This window comes from Mycobacterium sp. DBP42 (assembly GCF_005924235.1).
GTDB classification, from domain to species: domain Bacteria; phylum Actinomycetota; class Actinomycetes; order Mycobacteriales; family Mycobacteriaceae; genus Mycobacterium; species Mycobacterium syngnathidarum.
In genome coordinates this window covers 65,511-83,938 of the sequence record NZ_VCMY01000021.1, presented here as the reverse complement: position 1 = coordinate 83,938, position 18,428 = coordinate 65,511, and the positions used below count along the sequence as shown (strand labels likewise).

Sequence of the window (18,428 nt, the reverse complement as noted above, 5' to 3'; positions counted from 1 at the left end):
TCAGCGCTGCCAGGCCTGCAGCAGGCGGTCGGTGGTGGTGACGGTGGCGAGCAGGGACAGGGTGTTGTCGATGACCGCGTCGGCGTAGGCGGTCGGGATTCCGGCTACCGCATCCCGTGGCAGGACCACCCGGTACCCGGCGTTGACCGCGTCCATCACCAGGTTGGTGATCGCGATGTTCACCGAGACCCCTACGGCCACGATGGTGCGCACCCCGAGGTTGCGCAGGATCGCATCGAGATCGGTGCCGCCCATCGGACCCAGGCCATGCCACCGCGACAGCACGAGATCGTCCGGCTCCGGACCGAACTCAGGTAGCAAGGTGGCGCCGGGACTGCCGGGCAGGATACCGACGTCGCTACGGCCGATGGCGAAGATCTTGGCGTTGTGATTGGACCCCAACCCGTCGGGGCGTCGCTGCACCAGGCAGTGCACCACCCGGGCCGAGGCGGCACGCGCCGCCGGCAACAGCTTGGCGATGTTGGGCAATGCCTCTCGGCGGGCCTCGTCGGCCAGCGCGGCCAGCCCGGCGTCGGGGCCGACCACCGCGCCCTGACATTCCTGGGTGACTATGGCGGTGTGCTCGGGTGCGACCAGTTCGGCCAGGTCGATCTTCATGCGTGCGCAACACTGTCGGCGGGAGGGACCTCGCCGGGTGGGGTGGCGGGAACTTCGTAGAACTGGGTGGCCCACTTACGCATGGCCATATATGGTTTCGCGTCGATCTTGGCCAGTGGCGGGTGTTCGACGTACTTCTGGTAGCGCCAGATGTCGCAGTCCTCCCACACGGTTTTGAGGAACTGCTTCTCGACCTGTTTGCGGACCTGCTGGGGCGGGATGTCGGAGGTTTCACCCGGGATCTTGGGCCACCAGATCGAATAGAACATGTCGGACACCTCGTCGTCGACGGGGGTGCAGGCGAAGATCAGCCGGTGATTCGACGAGCCCTCGAAGGCGCTCATCGCGAAGCCCAGCCCGGAGAAGTGGCTGTGAATCCTCAGTGCCATCTTGTCTGGATCGTCACTGCGGGCGTCGGGCCAGCCCGTCAGGAACCGCCATTCCTCGTCGACGTGTTCCCAGTGCAGGCAGACCGGAGTGACGGTGGCGCCGTGCACGTAGCGGAAGTGTGAACTGTCCGGGCCGTTTTCGGCGACGATCTGGGGGTGCACCGGGATCGCGTCGGCTCGGCTGGAGAACTCCGGGTAGGGCCGGTAGTACGCGTTCGGGTCGGTTTCGAATTGCGGGAACTTGTGGAAGATGTCGGGCAGTTCCCATTGCGGTTCCTTACCGTCGGGCTGGAACCACATGAAGATGCAGCCGTATTGCTCTTTGACGGGATAGGACCGCAGCCGCAGGCCGCGGTTCGGCTTGTCGGGTTGGTAGGGGATGTAGGTGTTGTTGCCTTCCGGGCCCCATCGCCAGCCGTGGAATGGGCATTCGACGCAGTCGCCGACCACCTTGCCGCCGTGCCCGATGTGCGCTCCGAGATGCTTGCAGTGGGCTTCCAGTACATGCAGCTCGCCGGACTCGTCGCGGTAGATGGCGAGGTCCTCGCCGAAATACTTCAGTGCCTTCACATCGCCGACCTCGTACTCGGCCGACCAGCCGATCATGAACCAGCCGGTGACCTTCCAGGTGAACGGCACTTTCATGGGCGGCTGCCTCCCTGCTTCGTCGCTCCCACATTAGGTACGGAATACATTACAGTAGTGCTTTCTGCATAGAAAGTGCAGGACGAGTTCGAATGCCGGGCGACGGCGTTGATTCTATCGAATGGCTTACGGTAGCGTTTACAAAAAAGCGTTACGTCACGGACCGTGACTCGCTCACGGAGGCGGAAAAGGATATCGATGACTGCGGCCACGGTGGTGTTCGACCCGTTCTCGGAGGACTTCTTCAACAGTCCGTACGAGATGTACCGCCAGATGCGCGAGCACGCACCCGTCTACTACAGCGAGCAATACGACTTCTATGCGCTGACCCGCCATGAGGACGTCGCCGCGGCGTTCAAGGACTACGACACCTACTCCTCGGCCTACGGCGTCGACCTCGCGCAGGTGCGCAAAGGCGATGTCACCGAACATGGTTCGATCATCGCGATGGACCCGCCGGCGCATCGCCGGATGCGTAGCCTGCTGAACAAGGTCTTCACCCCGCGCGCCATCCAGTCGAAACGGGAACTGGTGACCGAGCTGGTCGACAAGCACCTTTCGGCGGTGGACCCGGCCGGTTTCGACTTCGTCCAGAATTTCTCCGCCCTGTTTCCGGTCGACGTGATGACCACGTTGCAGGGCGTTCCCGAGGACGACCGACAGCAGATCCGGCTGTGGATCGATGATCTACTCCACCGGGAACCCGGCGAGATCGAGATGGGCGAGGTCGGTATCAAGTCCGCCGTCGACATGGCCATCTACTACTTCCGACTGACCAAGAAGCGCCGCGGGGAGCTCGGCGATGACCTGATCAGTCAACTGATCGAGGCCGAGATCGAACGGGACACCGGCGAGATGGAGCCGCTGACCAACATCGAGATCACCGAATTCGCCACGCTTCTCGGTGGTGCCGGCGCGGAGACAGTGACCAAGCTGCTCGGCAACGCGGCGGTGGTCTTCGCCCAGAATCCAGAGCAGTGGCAGAAGCTGCTCGACGACCGCAGCAAGGTACCGCTGGCCGTGGAGGAACTGCTGCGCTACGAGGCGCCGGCGCAGTACAACGTGCGGCGCTCGATGCGTGAGATCGAACTGCACGGCGTGACGATCCCGGCCGGTAAGCCGGTGTTCCTGGTGGGTGGTTCGGCCAACCGAGATCCCGAGGCGTGGACCGAACCGGACCGGTTGGACATCGATCGCGACCGCTCCCAAGCGCAGAATCTCGGGCTGGGCTACGGGATTCACAGCTGCCTCGGTGCCGCGTTGGCTCGCCTGGAGAGCGCCATCGCGCTGGACAAGATGCTGGACTTCATGCCGCGCTATGAAGTGGACTGGGACGGCTGCAAACGGGTGAACATGCAGAACGTCGCGGGCTGGAGCAACGTGCCGGTTCGTGTGCTGGACTGACCACGGGTGCCCCAGACGGAGATATAGTGCACCGCAGTCGATCAGGAGGTGGCCCGTTGTCCGACGACATCGAAGCGATCAAGCAGCTCAAAGCCCGCTATTGCCGGTTCCTGGACACCAAGGACATCGATGCCTGGCGGGGATTGTTCGTCGACGACGTCGTGGTGAAACTCGACATGGCCGTGTCGACCGGCGGGGCCGATCCACAGACCGCGCCTCCTTTGAAGAGCTTCGACGAGTTCTTCCCGGTGGTCTGGGGCGGCGTGGAGAATGCGGCGACGGTCCACCACTGCCACACGCCTGAGATCATGCTGACCTCCGACACCACGGCGACTGGTATCTGGGCCATGGAAGACATGCTCTTCTTCTCCGACGGCAGCGAGTTGCACGGGGCCGGCCACTATCACGAGACCTACGAAAAGCGGGACGGCACATGGCAGATCACCAGTCTGCACCTGACCCGGACGCTGTTGAAGTTCAAGGGCGCATAGCCCCTGCGCGGCTTGCGTTTGTAGCGCTGTGGCGGGAATTTGCGCGGTTCGCCGCCGTGGCGTTACAAGCGTGACTCCGAGATGCTCTGATCTGCAACAAGATCCATCTCCTCGCCGAAGGCTTTGATGTAGTCCAGCGCGGCCTGCGGGCCGCTGCCATCCACGTGGATGACGGCCCAGGTGGCACCGTGACCCTCGAGTTCGGCCAGCACGTCGCGCGCATGGCCAATTGACACATCGTCGTCGAGATCGACTGGCGGACAGACCACCTGAATGTCGACAGAGCGGGGGTCGCGGCCGGCATCGGCGAGGCGGTGGTGCAGGCGCCGTACGGCGGCGCCGAACTGATCGGCGTCCTCGATGGCCGTCGTGCGCATCGACGCTGCCATTCCCGCCGCGGCGATGATCGGCATCCAGCCGTCACCGTGCTCGACGACGCGCCGGATGGCCGCGGCGCCGTTCCCGCCGATCCAGATCGGCGGATGCGGTCGCTGAGTCGGAGATTGCAGCCAGACCGGGCCGACGGCGGCGAAATCGGCTCCGGAAACCGGTGTTTGAGGTTCATTCCAGATAGCGCGCAACGCCGTCAGCGCTTCGTCGAGCAACTCGGCGCGACGCTCGAGGCTGACCCCGACCGCCGCAAACTCGGATCGCAGATAACCAGCCCCGACGCCCGCGATGAGCCGGCCGCCGGATACCAGATCGAGGCTGCCGAGAGCCTTGGCGGACAGGTACGGGTTGCGGAATGGGAGCACGTAGAGATTGGTCATCAGGCGAAGGTGCGTGGTGACTGCTGCCATGAAGCTCAGTGCGGAGATCGGGTCCAGCGTGTTGTGGCCGCCGTTGTTCCGCCACTTGACCGAGGGGGCGGGATGTTCGCTCAGTGCGACAGCCGAGAACCCCGCCGCTTCGGCCTGGGTGGCTACCGCCCGGATCGCCTCGGGGTGCAGGAAATCGTCAGGTGCGGTGGGCAGTTCGCTGGGATATTCCAGGGTGTACTTCATCGGTCTCCCCGTTTCGGCACCATACTGAAAGCATTACCGTAACATCCACCCATAATTGTCAGACGGGATGGAGTGATGATGGCCGGCCGGCGCAAAGTACTCGTCATGGGCGCAAGCGGAAACGTGGGCGCCTGCGTCACCCGCCAGCTCGTCGAGCGCGGCGACGACGTGCGGGTCCTGCTTCGGCGGAGCAGTTCGACCAAGGGCATCGACGGCGTCGAGGTCGAACGCTGCTATGGCGACATCTTCGACACCGAGGCGGTCGCGGCCGCCATGGCCGATCGGGACGTGGTGTTCTACTGCGTCGTCGACACCCGTGCCCACTTGGCCGACCCGGCACCTCTGTTCTCCACCAACGTGGAGGGCCTGCGCAACGTCCTCGACGTCGCGGTGAATGCCGACCTGCAGCGCTTCGTGTTCCTGTCCACCATCGGGACCATCGCCGTCGGCGACGACGGCGCGACCGTCGACGAGGACACCCCGTTCAACTGGGCCGGCAAGGGTGGTCCGTACATCGAATCGCGGCGCCAGGCAGAAGATCTGGTGCTGTCCTATGCGAGGGAGCGCGGCCTGCCCGCGGTCGCCCTGTGCGTGTCGAACCCCTACGGACCACCGGACTGGCAACCGCGACAGGGTGCGCTCGTCGCCATGGCGGCATTCGGCAAGTTGCCTGTCTATGTGCGCGGTGTCGGCTCGGAGGTGGTGGGGATAGACGATGCCGCCGCGGCGCTCGTCCTTGCCGCCGAGAATGGTCGGATCGGGGAACGCTACATCGTCTCGGAAAGGTATATGAGCCAGCGCGAAATGTTCACTGCCGCGGCACAGGCAGTGGGTGCGCGACCGCCAAGATTCGGAATCCCGATGGCCCCGCTGTATGCCATGGGCTGGGTGTTGGGCTTGTCGAATCGCCTGTTCGGAACGGATTTTCCGATGAATCTCACTGCGGCCCGGCTGATGTGGCTGACCTCGCCGGCCGATCACAGCAAGGCGACGCGGGACTTGGGGTGGAAACCGGCACCGGCAGCCGAATCGATCGCCCGCGCCGCGCAGTTCTACGTCGAACGCAAGGACCGCGACGAGAAGGTCATCGATCTGTGAGCGCCGCGGATTTCGACGCGATCGTCGTCGGCGCCGGATTCTCCGGCCTGTACGCCTTGCACCGGCTGCGAGAACTGGGCTTACGGGTGCGCGTTCTGGAGAAGGCCGACGCTGTCGGCGGCACCTGGCTGGTCAACCGGTATCCGGGCGCTCGCTGCGACATCGAGAGCATCGAATACTCCTACAGCTTCAGCGATGAGATCCAACAGGAGTGGGTCTGGACGGAGACGATGCCGGCCCAGCCAGAGATCGAGGCGTACCTGAATTTCGTCGCCGACCGGCTGGACCTGCGACGCGACATCGCCTTCGGAACCGAGGTCGTGGCGATGACCTTCGACGAAGGCACGTCCCACTGGACGGTCTCCACGGCCGACGGCCAAACGCTGCGTACCCCGTTCGTGGTGGCCGCCACCGGAATCCTGTCGGTGCCATTGGAACCCGACATTCCCGGAATGAGCCGATTCGCGGGTATCTCGCTGTTCACCAGCCGCTGGCCGCGCGACGGAATCGACCTCACCGGCAAACGAGTCGGGGTGATCGGCACAGGATCCACCGGTGTACAGCTGATCCCGGTGGTGGCCGGGCAGTGTGCACACCTCACGGTGTTCCAGCGCTCGCCGGCGTTCACCCTGCCCTGGCAGGTCCGGCCCTTCGAACCAGGGGAGCTCGACGCCCTCAAGGCGGACTACGCGAACATTCGGGCGGCGCAGCGGGAACATCCGGTCGGGGCGGCTCGGCTCAGCGCGTTCTCGGTACTGCTCGACATGTTGGTGCGGCCACCGGTGAAATCGGCCTCGCCGGAGGAGAAACACCGTGCCGTCGAGGAACACGGCGTGATGGGCGCACTCAACTGGGGCGACGTCTTCTTCGACATCGACGCCAACCGGATGGCCACCGAGCTGTACGGCCAGGCCGTGGCCCGCATTGTCAGTGACCCCCAGACGGCGGCGTCGTTGACCCCGAGCCACCCGTTCGCCTGCAAGCGCCCGATCATCGACCAGGGTTACTACGACACCTACAACCGGGACAACGTCACCCTCGTCGACCTGCGCAAGGGCGCCATCCGCGAGGTGACCACGAGCGGAATCTCCACCGAACAAGGCGACTTCGATCTCGATGTGATCGTGTATGCCACCGGGTTCGACGCCATGACCGGCGCCCTGAGCCGGATCGACGTGCGAGGCCGTGACGGCCTGGTCTTGGGGGAGTACTGGTCCAAGGAAGGGGCACTGTCCTATCTCGGTTTGGCCGTGGCGGGGTTCCCGAACTTGTTCACGATCCAGGGCCCGGGAAGCCCTTCGGCAGCAACGAATTTCGTCGCAGCCCTGGAGCAGCATGTGGAGTGGATCGCGGACTGCATGGCGTACCTGAGGGCTGGCGGGTACTCGAGTATCGAGGCGACGTCGCAGGCACAGGCCGACTGGTCGGAACACACCACGGCCCTGGTGGCACCCACCGTGCTGGTGCACCCGACCTGCAATTCCTGGTACAACGGCGGCAATGTCCCCGGGAAGAAGAGGATGTACCTCGGATACACCGCGGGCATCCCCGAGTACCGTCGCCGTTGTGACGAGATCGCCGCTGCCGGATACACGGGATTCACTGTTGCTTAGAGCTACCCGGATAGCGTGGGAGCTCGGCGGCGTGGTGCCCCGCTCGGTGGGGGCGCTGGCCGGGGAGTGGAATCCGTTGTCGGTCACCGGTCTGCGTCAGCTCGGCGAGGTTGCCCTCGACGAGCTCGTGGTCACGGGAATGACGCTGGCGGGCCCACCGCCGCAGCTGCCGCGGCCACTGGGCGAGTATCAGTGGGCCGCCGACGAACTCGGCGCACTCGGTATCGACGGCGCGCACGCAGAGCCGGATCCACTGGAGGTCAAGAGCATCCGGCCACGCCGGTTCGGCGCCCTGACGTTCGATGAGCTGGTCTTCGACCACGAATCCGCGTTGCCGACCTCGGTGCTCGCCGACGGCCACGGCGGCGTCGCCACCGCCAGGGCGCGGTTGTATCGCTGCGGTGACGATGCGCGGCCCTGGCTGATCTGGATGCACGGGGCTGGTCAGGGCGACTCGATGGATCTACTGGTGGCGCGGGTGCGGCGGCTGCGTGAACTCGGATTCAACGTGGCCTTGCCGGTTCAGCCCGGACACGGACCGCGACGCGGGTCATGGCCGGAGTACCCCGCCCGCGACCCGCTGGCCAACATCGCCGGCATGATGCGCGCGGTGTCGGAGGTGCGAGCGTTGATCGGCTGGCTCGAACCGCAATCCTCATCGATCGCAGTTGCCGGTCTGTCACTGGGCAGTGCGGTGGCGGCACTGGTATCGCATCTGGACCCCCGGGTTGACGCGGTGGCGCTGTACACGCCAATTCTGTGTCTCAACACGATGATCGGGATGCATATGGGGCGCTGGGGGTCCGCGGGACAGCAGGCGGCGCGGGAGTTGCAGTCCACCACCGTCGCGGCGATGACCTCGGTGATCGACCCGCTGCACACCCGGCCGCGGGCCGATCGGCGCCTCATCGTCGGTGCCTGGCATGACCGGATGGCGATGCGCAGTTCGGCGCTGGCCATGCATGAGCAATGGGGTGGGGAACTCCACTGGCACGACGGCAGTCATGTCGGGCAGCTGTTCTCCGGTGCGGTACAGGATGCGACCGAGCGGTTCCTAACGACCGTAGCTTGACGTGATCCGTGCACGCACACAATTGATCTCGTGGTCGAGATCGTGCTCCTCGGGCAGGACCGCCCATTGGAACGCGATCCCGAAGATCGATCCCGTGATGTCCCGCAGTGCGATGTCGACGTCGATATCGGGCCGCAGTGAACCGTCCGCGATCCCCGCCTGCAGGCCGGCCTCGACCTTGACGGCCGCCCCGGCCAGCTGACTGCGCACGCCGTCGCGCAGCGGTGATGTGGTCTTCGCGGCCTCGAATGCCGACACGAACATTGCGCGCGTCACCGCGGCATCGTCGGCGTGCATCTCCTGCACTCGGTCGAAATGGGCGAGTACCTGCTGCAGCCCGGAGGCGCCCGGTTCGGGGTCGGGGTTCAGGCGCGTCACATAGACATCCTGGAAGGCGTCGAGGATGGCGTCCTTGCTGCCGTAGCGGGCATGCACCATGGCTCGGCTGTACCCGGCGCGACGGCCGATCTCGGCGGCTGTTGTTGCCTCCCAGCCTTTTTCGACGATCAACTCGGCGGCGGCCTGCAACAGCCGGCGCGAGGACTGCTCGACGCGCTCGGGTTGGGTGAGCCCCTGGGTGGGTGAAGGCACCCTTGCATATTAGACGGTCGACAACTAACTTAGTTGCTCAGCGTCAAATTTCTGTGGAGGTCCAGAATGGCAGCAGTCACGGCATCGGTGCCTTCCGGCATTGACGAGGTCACCGCGGCCTGGTTGGCGGAGGCTCTGGGTGCCGAGGTGACGACGGTGCGGGCCGAACGGATCGCCTTGGACACCGGTTTCTCCGCGGCGTTGTACCGGATCCACCTGAGCGGATCAGCGGATGTGCCAAAGACTTTGATCGTCAAGCTGCCGGCCGAGTCGCTGGCGCGTGGCGGGATGGAGATGCTCGGCGGCTACCGGCGCGAGTTGGACTTCTACCGGCACATCGCGCCAAATGCACCCATCGCCACGCCGCACTGCTACGTCGCGCGGATGTCCGGCGCGGACTTCGTGCTCGTGCTCGAAGATCTGCGGGACTGGGAGAACGCCGACCACCTGGCCGGGCTGTCGCTCCGGCGTGCCCGGTTGTGCATCCAACAGTTGGCCGGTCTGCACAAGTGGTCGACGGGCGTCGACGATGCTGTGCTTCAGGAATTCCCTAGCATCGACAGCACATTGACCCGGGACCTGTTCCTGCCCGCGTTCGCGCCCGGTTGGCAGCTCTACCGGGAGCACAGCCGCCAACCGGTACCGGCGGCGGTCGCCGAGTTCGCCGAACGATTTATCGATCTGGCACCAGCCGCGCTCGCCGCGCTCTCGGATCGAAACATGCTGCTGCATGGAGATATCCGCGCCGACAACATGTTCTTCCGTGACGATGCACTCAAAGTTGTGGACTTCCAGCTGACCGTCCGCGGTGCGGGTGCGGCCGATATCGCGTATCTGGTCAGCCAGGGTCTGCCCACCGAGGTGCGCCGCGGCCACGACGCGGAGCTGCTACGCGAGTACGTCGGCCAGGTCGACGGGTACTCGTTCGACGAGGCCTGGCGGCATTATCGGTTCGCGACTGCCCTGTTGCTGTACATGCCGGTGGTCGCACTCCTTACCTGGGATGTCGCACCAGAACGGTCTCGGCAACTCTGTCTGACGCTCATCGACCGAGCCGTGGCTGCCATCGAAGATGTCAATGCCTTGGAGGTGTTCGGGTGACCGTTCGTACCGCTCGTGAGGTGGTCGAGCTGTACAACCTGGTGGTGTGGAACAAACGAGACTTCGCCCTTGCCGAAGAGCTGATGGGCGACAGTGTGATCCGTCACGACGTGGGGGAGACGCAGACTCTGACCCACCGGCAGGCCGTCCAGCGCATCATCGACCATTGGGCGATGTTCGAGACGATCCGGTTCGACCTGAACCTGGTTGTCGCGGGCGATGACGGCGAGCACGTCGCGATCGCGTACGAATCCCCGATGACACTGACCGACGGCAACGCCATGACGATCAGCAGCATGGAGATATTCCGGGTCGTCGGCGGCCGCATCGTCGAAGTGTGGAATTGTGGTTACAAACAAGGAGTTTGGGCATGAACGAAGCGGTACTCGACGAGCTTGGCTACTACCTGCTGGCCGGCGCGGGCGGTGAGGGACCGGCCACGCTGATGGACGAGGCGCGCCGCGGGGAGGAACTCGGGTTCGGCACCGCGTTCATCTCCGAACGGTGGAACGTCAAAGAAGCGTCCTCACTCGTCGGCGCCGCCTGCGCGGTGACCGACCGCATGCAGATCGCCACGGCGGCAACCAATCACAACACCCGGCATCCGTTGATCACCGGTTCCTGGGCCACCACCCTGCATCGGCTTTCTCGGGGCCGGTTCACCCTCGGTATCGGCCGCGGCATCGCGGCGATGTACAACGCGTTCGGGGTACCTGCGGTGACCACCGCGCAGATGGAGGACTTCGCGCAGGTCATGCGCAAGCTGTGGCACGGTGAGGTGATCTTCAACCACGACGGACCGATCGGGAAATATCAAGTCCTCTTCCTGGACCCAGATTTCAACGAGGACATCCGGCTGGCGATCGTGGCCTTCGGACCGCAGACCCTCGCCCTGGGCGGCCGCGAGTTCGACGACGTCATCTTGCACACCTACTTCACCCCGGAAACGCTGCAGCGCGCGGTGAAGACGGTCAAAGAGGCAGCCGAGCAGGCCGGCCGGGACCCGGCCAGCGTCCGCGTGTGGTCGTGCTTCGCCACTGTCGGCGATCACTTGCCGGAGGAGTTGCGACTCAAGAAGACCGTTGCCCGGCTTGCCACGTACCTGCAGGGATACGGCGACCTGATGGTGAGCACCAACGACTGGGATCCGGCTGTGCTGCAACGCTTCCGGGAGGATCCCGTCGTCACGTCGATTCCGGGCGGAATCGACCACAAGGCCAGTGCCGAGCAGATCGAGCACATTGCCACGCTCATCCCGGACGAATGGCTGGAACCGTCGGCCACCGGATCGGCACGCCAATGTGTCGACCGCATCCGCAAGGAGTTCGACTACGGCGCCGACGCGGTGATCATGCACGGGGCCACCCCCGATGAGTTGGAGCCGATCGTTACCGAGTACCGGGCCACGAAAGCGTCGGCGGCATCCGGGAAATAGAAGAGCAGGGGCGTCATCCGCTCCCTGCCACTTTCAACATATAGCGCAACCGGGGTCTTGCGGCAAGGCCCCGGGTGTGGTGCAGAATCTCCTCCCGCAGTTCTGAGCTGCGCAAACGGGCTGGATAGGGGGATTCATGTTCGACGTGATCATCGCTGGTGCAGGGCCGACCGGCGCCATGCTGGCCGCCGAACTGCGACTGCGCGGGGTGGGTGTGCTCGTACTGGAGAAAGAGGCCGAGCCATCCAAAGTGGTCCGCGGGCTTGGGCTGCATGCCCGCAGCATCGAGATAATGGACCAGCGCGGTCTGCTGCCTCGGTTTCTCGAGCACGGCCAGAAGTACCCGGTCGGTGGATTCTTCGCCGGCATCGCCAAACCGCAGCCCGAAGGGCTCGATACCGCGCATGCCTACGTCCTGGGCATCCCACAGACCACCACCGAACGTCTGCTGACCGAGCACGCCGAGGAGCTCGGCGCCGAGATCCGCCGCGGATGTGAAGTGATCGGGCTGAGCCAGGATGACGACGGGGTGACAGTCGAGCTGGCAGACCGATCGCGGTTGCGCTCGCGGTATCTCGTCGGCTGCGACGGTGGCCGCAGCGCGGTCCGCAAGCTCCTGGGCATCGGCTTCCCCGGGGAACCGGCGAGGGTGGAGACGCTGTTGGGTGAAGTCGAGCTTGGCGTGCCGCAGGACACGCTGGCCGCGGTGACGGCCGAGGTTCGCAAGACCCAGCTGCGGTTCGGGGCCATGCCCGTTGGTGACGGCGTGTACCGCGTCATCGTTCCGGCCTACCGCGTGGCCGAGGACCGAGCGACGGCACCGACGCTGGACGAATTCAAGCGGCAGCTGATTGCCACTGCGGGCACCGACCTCGGTGTGCATTCCCCACGTTGGCTGTCGCGTTTCGGTGACGGTACGCGGTTGGCCGAGCGCTACCGAAGCGGGCGAGTGCTGCTGGCCGGCGACGCAGCCCACGTACATCCTCCAACCGGAGGGCAGGGCCTCAACCTCGGAGTCCAGGACGCCTTCAACCTCGGCTGGAAACTGGCAGCCGAGGTGGCCGGATGGGCTCCGGCGGAACTGCTGGACAGCTATGACACCGAACGGCGCCCCGTGGCCGCCGATGTGTTGGACAACTCCCGTGCGCAGATGGAGCTGATGTCGCTGGAGCCCGGGGCCCAGGCGGTGCGCCGCCTGCTGACAGACCTGATGGACTTCCCGGGCGTGAGCCGTCACCTGACCGAGAAGATCATCGCGATCGCCATCCGCTACGACTTCGGCGCGGAACATGACCTGGTCGGACGCCGGTTGCGTGACGTTGCGCTCAAGGGTGGGCGCCTCTACGACCTGATGCACGCCGGCCGCGGGCTGCTGCTGGACCAGACCGGCGGACTTTCGGTGGACGGCTGGGCGGACCGCGTCGACCACGCCATAGATGCGAGTGAGGAGTTGGCGGTGCCCGCGGCGCTGTTGCGGCCCGATGGGCATGTGGCGTGGGTTGGTTCGGAGCAAGCGGACCTGATGGCCCACCTGTCGAGGTGGTTCGGTTCCTGCCGCGAGCAGACATAGAACAGCCCATTTGCCCCGAAAAGGGCAGGTATGCGTCCGCTCGACGGAAAGGCTCAGGGCATGATCAGGGTGCGGGAAACCGGCTCGGCCACCGCCTGCCTGCTGAATATGCCGTGCTGCAAGGTCACCAAGAGTGCGTTGCGCGTCTCCTCTGGGGAAATGAGCTCATCGAAACCGAGGTGGCCCGCCGATCGGAACGACGCCTCGAGCTCCATGCGCTTGAGTACCTCGGTGTAGTCCTCGCCGGCATGGGTGGCGGCACTCAGCGCGGCCGCGCCCATCGCGCCCATGGTGGCGCCGGGATAGGCAAACGTGGCCACCTGATCGTCGAAACCCAGCAGGGACATGACCATCGAGCCGAAGCCGAAGGCCTTTCGTAGCGTCACATGCAGCTTCAGAGTCGTAGCCGCGGTCTGGGCCGCGAACATCCTTGCGCCACTGCGTAGTACGCCGCTGCGTTCAGACTTGCTGCCCGGCAGCATGCCCGGATTGTCGGCCAAGAAGATGATGGGCAGGTGGAATGAGTCGGCCACGGCGATGAAGTGCGCGGCCTTGTCGGCGGCATCGGCGTCGATCGAACCGGCCATCACCTGTGGTTGATTGGCCACCACCGCGACCGGATAGCCACCGAGATGAGCGAGCGCACAAATGATCGCCCGGCCGAACTTCGGTTGCACCTCGAACCAGTCGGGCCGGTCGAAGATCTCATCGAGCACCGCGCGCATGTCGTAGATCCGGCGGTTGTCGCGCGAGACGATGTCGAGGAGTTCGGGGGTCGGCCGGGGGCCGGCGGTGTCGTCGGCGAGGCGGGTCGGCGGATAGGACCACGCGCTTGACGGGAAATACGACAGGTAACGGCGGATGTCGTCGATGACTGCCTCATCGTCCTCGCCGTAGTTGTGAATCACGCCGCTCGACAAGGCCACATTGGGACCGCCGAGGTCCTCTTTCGAGATGTCTTCTCCGGTGGACTCTTTCACCACTGGTGGACCGGCGGTGAAGATGGCTCCCTGTTGACTCATGATCGTGAAGTCGCACACGGGCGCCACCAAGGCGCCGTGCCCGGCCGACGGGCCGAGGATCGCCGACACGGTGGGTACCTTTCCTGAGCACTTCGCCTGCGCGATGAGGTCGGTGGGGGTGCGACCGTAATGCTCCCCGCTGGGGCGAAAACCGGCCCCCTCCAACAGCATTACCAGTGGAATCTTGTTGCGCAGGGCCAACTCCGCGAGCCGATACCGTTTGGCGTTGCCGCCCGGGCCGATGCTGCCCGCCAGGGTGGTGAAATCCTCCGCACCCACCATCACCGGTGTGCCCTCGATGCGTCCAGAACCCGCGACCAGCCCGTCGGAGGCGATGTCGCCGCCGACGAGGGTGCCGAATTCCTGAAAGGTGTCCGGGTCGAGCAGTCGTGCGATTCGGGCGCGTGCGTCGAGCTTGCCCTTACCGTGGTGCTTTGCCAGCCGGTCGGGTCCACCCATGCCGTATGCGTGTTCGCGCCGACCGGCAAGGTCCTCGAGCGTTTCCTTCCACTCGGGGGCGTTGGTCATCGTGTCTCCACTCCTCGAACCGGCGGTTGGCTGTAGCCTAACCTCGTTGACCATACTGAATTGCTTACTGTAGCGTCGACCAGGTGGTCGGTTTTCGCGTGGTGCAACATGCTGGCAAAGAAGTGCGCCGTCGATGAGTGAATCGGTTCCCCGCGCTGTCAAGGTTGACCGCGGCATCCCCAGTCGGCTGGCCGAAGTTCCTGATACCGCCCGCGAGCTCGAGGCACAGGGATACGACGGTTGCTGGACCGGCGAGATCAACCACGACCCGTTTCTGCCCTTGGCGGTGGCCGCCGAGCACACCGAGCGGATCCAGATCGGCACCAGCATCGCGGTGGCCTTCGCGCGCAATCCGATGACCATGGCCCAGCTGGGCTGGGATCTGCAGACATATTCGGGTGGACGCTTCATCCTCGGATTGGGCACCCAGATCCAACCGCACATCGAGAAGCGGTTCAGCATGCCGTGGAGTCACCCGGCGCGCCGCATGCGCGAATACATCGAAGCGCTGCAAGCGATTTGGGGCTGCTGGCGCGACGGGGCCAAGCTGCGCTTCGAGGGAGAGTTCTACACCCACAAGATCATGACGCCGACGTTCACCCCGGAACCGTCGACGCTGCCGTTTCCGAAGGTGTTCCTGGCCGCGGTGGGCGAATTGATGACCGAGGTATGCGGCGAGATGGCTGACGGGCTCCTGGCCCACGCGTTCACCACCCGGCGCTATCTGGACGAGGTGACCACCGTCGCGTTGCAGCGCGGCATGGACCGCGGCGGCCGCGACCGTGCCGACTTCGAGCTGTCCTGCCCGGTGTTCCTGGTTACCGGCGCCGACGAGCAGGAGATGGCCGCGGCGTCGGTCGCGACCCGCAAACAGCTCGCGTTCTATGGCTCGACCCCGGCCTACCGCAAAGTTCTGGAGCTGCACGGCTGGGGTGATCTGCATACCGAACTGCACCGGCTGTCGCTGGCCGGCCAGTGGGACGCGATGGGTGAGCTCATCGATGACGAAGTGCTCGACACGTTCGCGGTGGTGGCGCCGATCCCCGAGTTGGCTGCCGCATTGCGGCGCCGCTGCGACGGCGTCATCGACCGGGTGCTTCCAGGTTTTCCCGCCGCGGTATCCACGGAAACCATCAACGCGGTGCTGCAGGAGTTTCGAGAATGCCCGCCAGTGAGGAGCAACGTATGACCGTCCGCACCGTCGACGACGTCGCCAGGATGTTCGCCGACCCGTCGGCATATACCGACGAGGCGACACTGCACACGGCACTGACTCATCTGCGGGCCAACGCCCCGGTGTCCTGGGTGGAGGCTCCGGATTACGCCCCGTTCTGGGCGATCACCAAGCACGCAGACATCATGGAGATCGAGCGCGCCAACGACATCTTCACCAACTCGCCGCGCCCGGTGCTGATTACTCGCGAAGGCGACGAGCAGCAGGCCGCGATCGGGATCCGTACGTTGATCCACACCGACGACCCACTGCACCGTGACCTGCGCGCCATCGGAGCCAACTGGTTCAGGCCAAAGGCCATGCGCGCGTTGAAGGATCGCGCTGACGAACTGGCCAAGCGGTTCGTCGACAGGATGGTCGATGAAGGGCCGGAATGCGACTTCGTGCAGCAGGTCGCGGTGAACTATCCGCTGTACATGATCATGACGCTGCTCGGTGTGCCCGAGTCCGACTTCGCGTTCATGCTCAAGCTCACCCAGGAGCTGTTCGGCAACGACGATGACGAGTTCAAGCGCGGCACCAGCATGGAAGAGCAGGGCATGGCGCTGCTCGAGATGTTCCAGTATTTCACCGAATTGACCGCCTCCCGGCGGGCGAATCCGACCGACGACCTGGCTTCGACGATCGCCAACGCTACCTTGGACGGGGAGCCGCTGTCCGATATCGACACGGTCTCCTATTACGCGATCATCGCTGCGGCCGGCCACGACACCAGCAGTGCCAGCATCTCCGGCGGCATGCACGCGCTGCTGCAGAACCCCGACCAACTGGCGCGGCTGCAGAACGATATGAGTCTGATGCCGCTAGCGGTTGAGGAGATGGTCCGCTGGACGACACCGGTCAAGGAGTTCATGCGCACCGCGCAGCAGGACTACGAGATTCGCGGTGTACGGGTTGCCAAGGGTGAATCGGTGCTGCTGTCCTATGTGTCGGGTAATCGCGACGAGGACGTCTTCGTCGACCCGTTCCGTTTCGACATCGGGCGAGATCCCAACAAGCACATCTCGTTCGGCTACGGTGTGCACTTCTGTCTCGGTGCAGCCCTGGCCCGGTTGGAGATCAACAGCTTCTTCTCCGAACTGCTACCGCGGCTGCAGTCGGCAGAGCTTGCCGGGGTACCGCAGCACATGGCCACCACGTTCGTCGGCGGGCTCAAGCACCTGCCGGTGCGCTACTCACTGCGGTAGCCGCGCGAGCAGACGCAAATGTCCGCGCACGCCCGGCGTGTCGGGGACATTTGCGTCTGCTCGCGGGAGAAACCTCGCGGGAGAAACAGTGCCTACTCGGAACCGGAATTGCCCCGGGCCGCCGCATGCAGTGCATCGCCGCGGGTGCCCTGCTCGTGGTGGCTCAGGGCCTGGATCGAAACATCATGGCCCTCAGCGGCTTTGCGCAGCGCGCCGACGGTGGCCTGCTCGCGCGCGATATGGGTGAACGGATCGAACGAATACCAGCGCATGGCGTTCTCGTACGTCATCTTGTTGATCTCGTCGTCGGGAACATTGTTCTCGGTCAGCACATCCCACAGTTCCTCGGGAGCGCCGGGCCACATCGAGTCACTGTGCGGGTAGTCGGCTTCCCAGCTGATGTTGTCGATGCCGATCTTGTCGCGCAGCGCCACCCCCACCGGGTCGGAGATGAAGCAGGTCAGGAAGTGCTCACGAAACACCTCGCTGGGCAACTGGCCGCCGAAGTTCTGATGCGTCCACGTCGAGTGCATCTCGTAGGTCCGGTCGACGCGCTCGAGGAAGTACGGGATCCACCCCGTGCCACCTTCGGACAAGCCGATCTTCAGATCCGGATAATCCTTGATGGGCTTGGACCACAACAGGTCCGCGGCGGCCTGCACGATGTTCATCGGCTGCAGCGTGATCATCACGTCCAGCGGTGCGTCGGGCGCGGTGATGGCCAGCTTGCCCGAAGATCCGATGTGGACGTTGAGCACGGTGTTGGTGTCGCACAATGCCTTCCACAGTGGCTTCCAGTAGTCGTCGTGGAAGCTGGGGTAGCCCATCGCAGCCGGGTTCTCGGTGAAGGTCAGGGCGTGCACGCCCTTCTTCGAAACCCGGCGCACCTCTTGTGCGCATGCCTCGGCATCCCAGATCACCGGTAGCGCCATCGGGATGAAGCGGGCCGGATAGGCGCCGCACCATTCATCGATGTGCCAGTCGTTGTAGGCCTGAACCAGCGCCAGCGAGAACTCCGGGTCCTCGGTGGCGAACAGGCGACCGGCGAAACCGGGGAACGACGGGAAGCAGATCGAACCGAGGATGCCGCCGGCGTTCATGTCCTTGACCCGCTCGTCGACGTTGTAGCACCCCTTGCGGATCTCATCGAGGCCTTGGGGTTCCAGGCCGTACTCCTCCTTGGGGCGGCCGGCGACCGCATTCAGTGCCACGTTGGGAATCACGATGTCGCGGAACTGCCAGGTGTCGCTGCCGTCGGGGTTGTGCACCAGCCGCGGGGCCTCATCGGCGTACTTCTTCGGGAGATGGTTCTTGAACATGTCAGGTGGTTCGACGATGTGATCGTCCACGCTGATCAGGATCATGTCGTCTTTGTTCACGGGCGCGCTCCATTCACGACTGCCTTACCGTAATGGCAACAGTTTAG

Annotated in this window: 17 protein-coding genes; 11 read left to right on the top strand and 6 right to left on the bottom strand. The window is 64.8% G+C overall.

Features of this window, described 5'->3' with window-relative positions; all coding sequences use genetic code 11:
* Entirely contained in the window at window positions 1–618 is a 618-nt protein-coding gene (locus tag E0T84_RS19140) for a cysteine hydrolase (RefSeq protein ID WP_138745219.1), read from the bottom strand.
* The gene (locus E0T84_RS19135) at window positions 615–1,652 is read right to left on the bottom strand and encodes a Rieske 2Fe-2S domain-containing protein (RefSeq protein WP_138745218.1); all 1,038 of its coding nucleotides are present in this window, start codon (window positions 1,650–1,652) and stop codon (window positions 615–617) included. Before E0T84_RS19135 ends, E0T84_RS19140 begins: the two co-directional genes overlap by 4 nt.
* A gap of 198 nt (window positions 1,653–1,850) precedes the next feature.
* On the opposite strand from E0T84_RS19135, the gene E0T84_RS19130 reads away from it, so the two are divergent.
* Both E0T84_RS19130 and E0T84_RS19125 read left to right on the top strand, forming a co-directional pair.
* Window positions 1,851–3,056, top strand: a complete 1,206-nt coding sequence (locus E0T84_RS19130; RefSeq protein ID WP_070184911.1) for a cytochrome P450 — start codon at window positions 1,851–1,853, stop codon at window positions 3,054–3,056.
* Between the two features lie 56 nt (window positions 3,057–3,112).
* A complete protein-coding gene (locus E0T84_RS19125; protein ID WP_070184910.1) occupies window positions 3,113–3,547 on the top strand; it encodes a nuclear transport factor 2 family protein in 435 nt (144 codons plus the stop codon).
* 62 nt (window positions 3,548–3,609) lie between these two features.
* Here the strand turns inward: E0T84_RS19125 and E0T84_RS19120 are convergent, their stop codons facing one another.
* Window positions 3,610–4,551, bottom strand: a complete 942-nt coding sequence (locus E0T84_RS19120) for a TIGR03619 family F420-dependent LLM class oxidoreductase (protein WP_138745217.1) — start codon at window positions 4,549–4,551, stop codon at window positions 3,610–3,612.
* A 78-nt stretch (window positions 4,552–4,629) separates the two neighbouring features.
* Between E0T84_RS19120 and E0T84_RS19115 the strand changes: the two genes are divergently transcribed.
* The 3 genes from E0T84_RS19115 to E0T84_RS19105 are packed head-to-tail and all read left to right on the top strand — an operon-like array spanning window position 4,630 to window position 8,334.
* Window positions 4,630–5,649: an NAD-dependent epimerase/dehydratase family protein gene (locus E0T84_RS19115; RefSeq protein WP_138745216.1), complete on the top strand. Its 1,020-nt coding sequence runs from the start codon at window positions 4,630–4,632 to the stop codon at window positions 5,647–5,649.
* Complete coding sequence (locus tag E0T84_RS19110; RefSeq protein ID WP_138745215.1) at window positions 5,646–7,262, top strand: NAD(P)/FAD-dependent oxidoreductase; 1,617 nt, start codon at window positions 5,646–5,648, stop codon at window positions 7,260–7,262. The genes E0T84_RS19115 and E0T84_RS19110 overlap by 4 nt, the downstream gene beginning before the upstream one ends.
* A gap of 31 nt (window positions 7,263–7,293) precedes the next feature.
* On the top strand, window positions 7,294–8,334 hold the full coding sequence (locus E0T84_RS19105) for an alpha/beta fold hydrolase (RefSeq protein ID WP_110765071.1): 1,041 nt from the start codon (window positions 7,294–7,296) through the stop codon (window positions 8,332–8,334).
* Here the strand turns inward: E0T84_RS19105 and E0T84_RS19100 are convergent.
* Window positions 8,317–8,925, bottom strand: coding sequence for a TetR/AcrR family transcriptional regulator (locus E0T84_RS19100; protein WP_070187449.1), 609 nt, complete (start codon window positions 8,923–8,925; stop codon window positions 8,317–8,319). The two genes, E0T84_RS19105 and E0T84_RS19100, sit on opposite strands and share 18 nt — an antisense overlap.
* Window positions 8,926–8,991: 66 nt before the next feature.
* Here E0T84_RS19100 and E0T84_RS19095 point away from each other — a divergent pair, with 66 nt between their 5' ends.
* From E0T84_RS19095 to rox, 4 genes are all read left to right on the top strand, one after another.
* Window positions 8,992–10,026 carry a phosphotransferase gene (locus E0T84_RS19095; RefSeq protein ID WP_070187450.1) on the top strand — a complete coding sequence of 345 codons (1,035 nt, stop codon included), beginning with the start codon at window positions 8,992–8,994 and terminating at the stop codon, window positions 10,024–10,026.
* Window positions 10,023–10,400, top strand: a complete 378-nt coding sequence (locus tag E0T84_RS19090; RefSeq protein WP_070187451.1) for a nuclear transport factor 2 family protein — start codon at window positions 10,023–10,025, stop codon at window positions 10,398–10,400. The genes E0T84_RS19095 and E0T84_RS19090 overlap by 4 nt, the downstream gene beginning before the upstream one ends.
* Entirely contained in the window at window positions 10,397–11,461 is a 1,065-nt protein-coding gene (locus E0T84_RS19085; protein ID WP_070187452.1) for a TIGR03857 family LLM class F420-dependent oxidoreductase, read from the top strand. Before E0T84_RS19090 ends, E0T84_RS19085 begins: the two co-directional genes overlap by 4 nt.
* A gap of 136 nt (window positions 11,462–11,597) precedes the next feature.
* Entirely contained in the window at window positions 11,598–13,031 is a 1,434-nt protein-coding gene (gene rox / locus E0T84_RS19080; RefSeq protein WP_138745214.1) for a rifampin monooxygenase, read from the top strand.
* 53 nt (window positions 13,032–13,084) lie between these two features.
* Here the strand turns inward: rox and E0T84_RS19075 are convergent, their stop codons facing one another.
* A complete protein-coding gene (locus E0T84_RS19075; protein WP_138745213.1) occupies window positions 13,085–14,581 on the bottom strand; it encodes an acyl-CoA carboxylase subunit beta in 1,497 nt (498 codons plus the stop codon).
* 133 nt (window positions 14,582–14,714) lie between these two features.
* Here E0T84_RS19075 and E0T84_RS19070 point away from each other — a divergent pair, with 133 nt between their 5' ends.
* Together E0T84_RS19070 and E0T84_RS19065 are read left to right on the top strand one after the other, a co-directional pair.
* Entirely contained in the window at window positions 14,715–15,770 is a 1,056-nt protein-coding gene (locus E0T84_RS19070; protein WP_070187455.1) for an LLM class F420-dependent oxidoreductase, read from the top strand.
* Window positions 15,767–17,002 (top strand): cytochrome P450, encoded by a 1,236-nt coding sequence (locus E0T84_RS19065; RefSeq protein ID WP_138745212.1) that lies wholly within the window; start codon window positions 15,767–15,769, stop codon window positions 17,000–17,002. The genes E0T84_RS19070 and E0T84_RS19065 overlap by 4 nt, the downstream gene beginning before the upstream one ends.
* 92 nt (window positions 17,003–17,094) lie before the next feature.
* Here the strand turns inward: E0T84_RS19065 and E0T84_RS19060 are convergent, their stop codons facing one another.
* Window positions 17,095–18,381, bottom strand: a complete 1,287-nt coding sequence (locus tag E0T84_RS19060) for an amidohydrolase family protein (protein WP_070187457.1) — start codon at window positions 18,379–18,381, stop codon at window positions 17,095–17,097.
* Window positions 18,382–18,428: the final 47 nt, after the last annotated feature.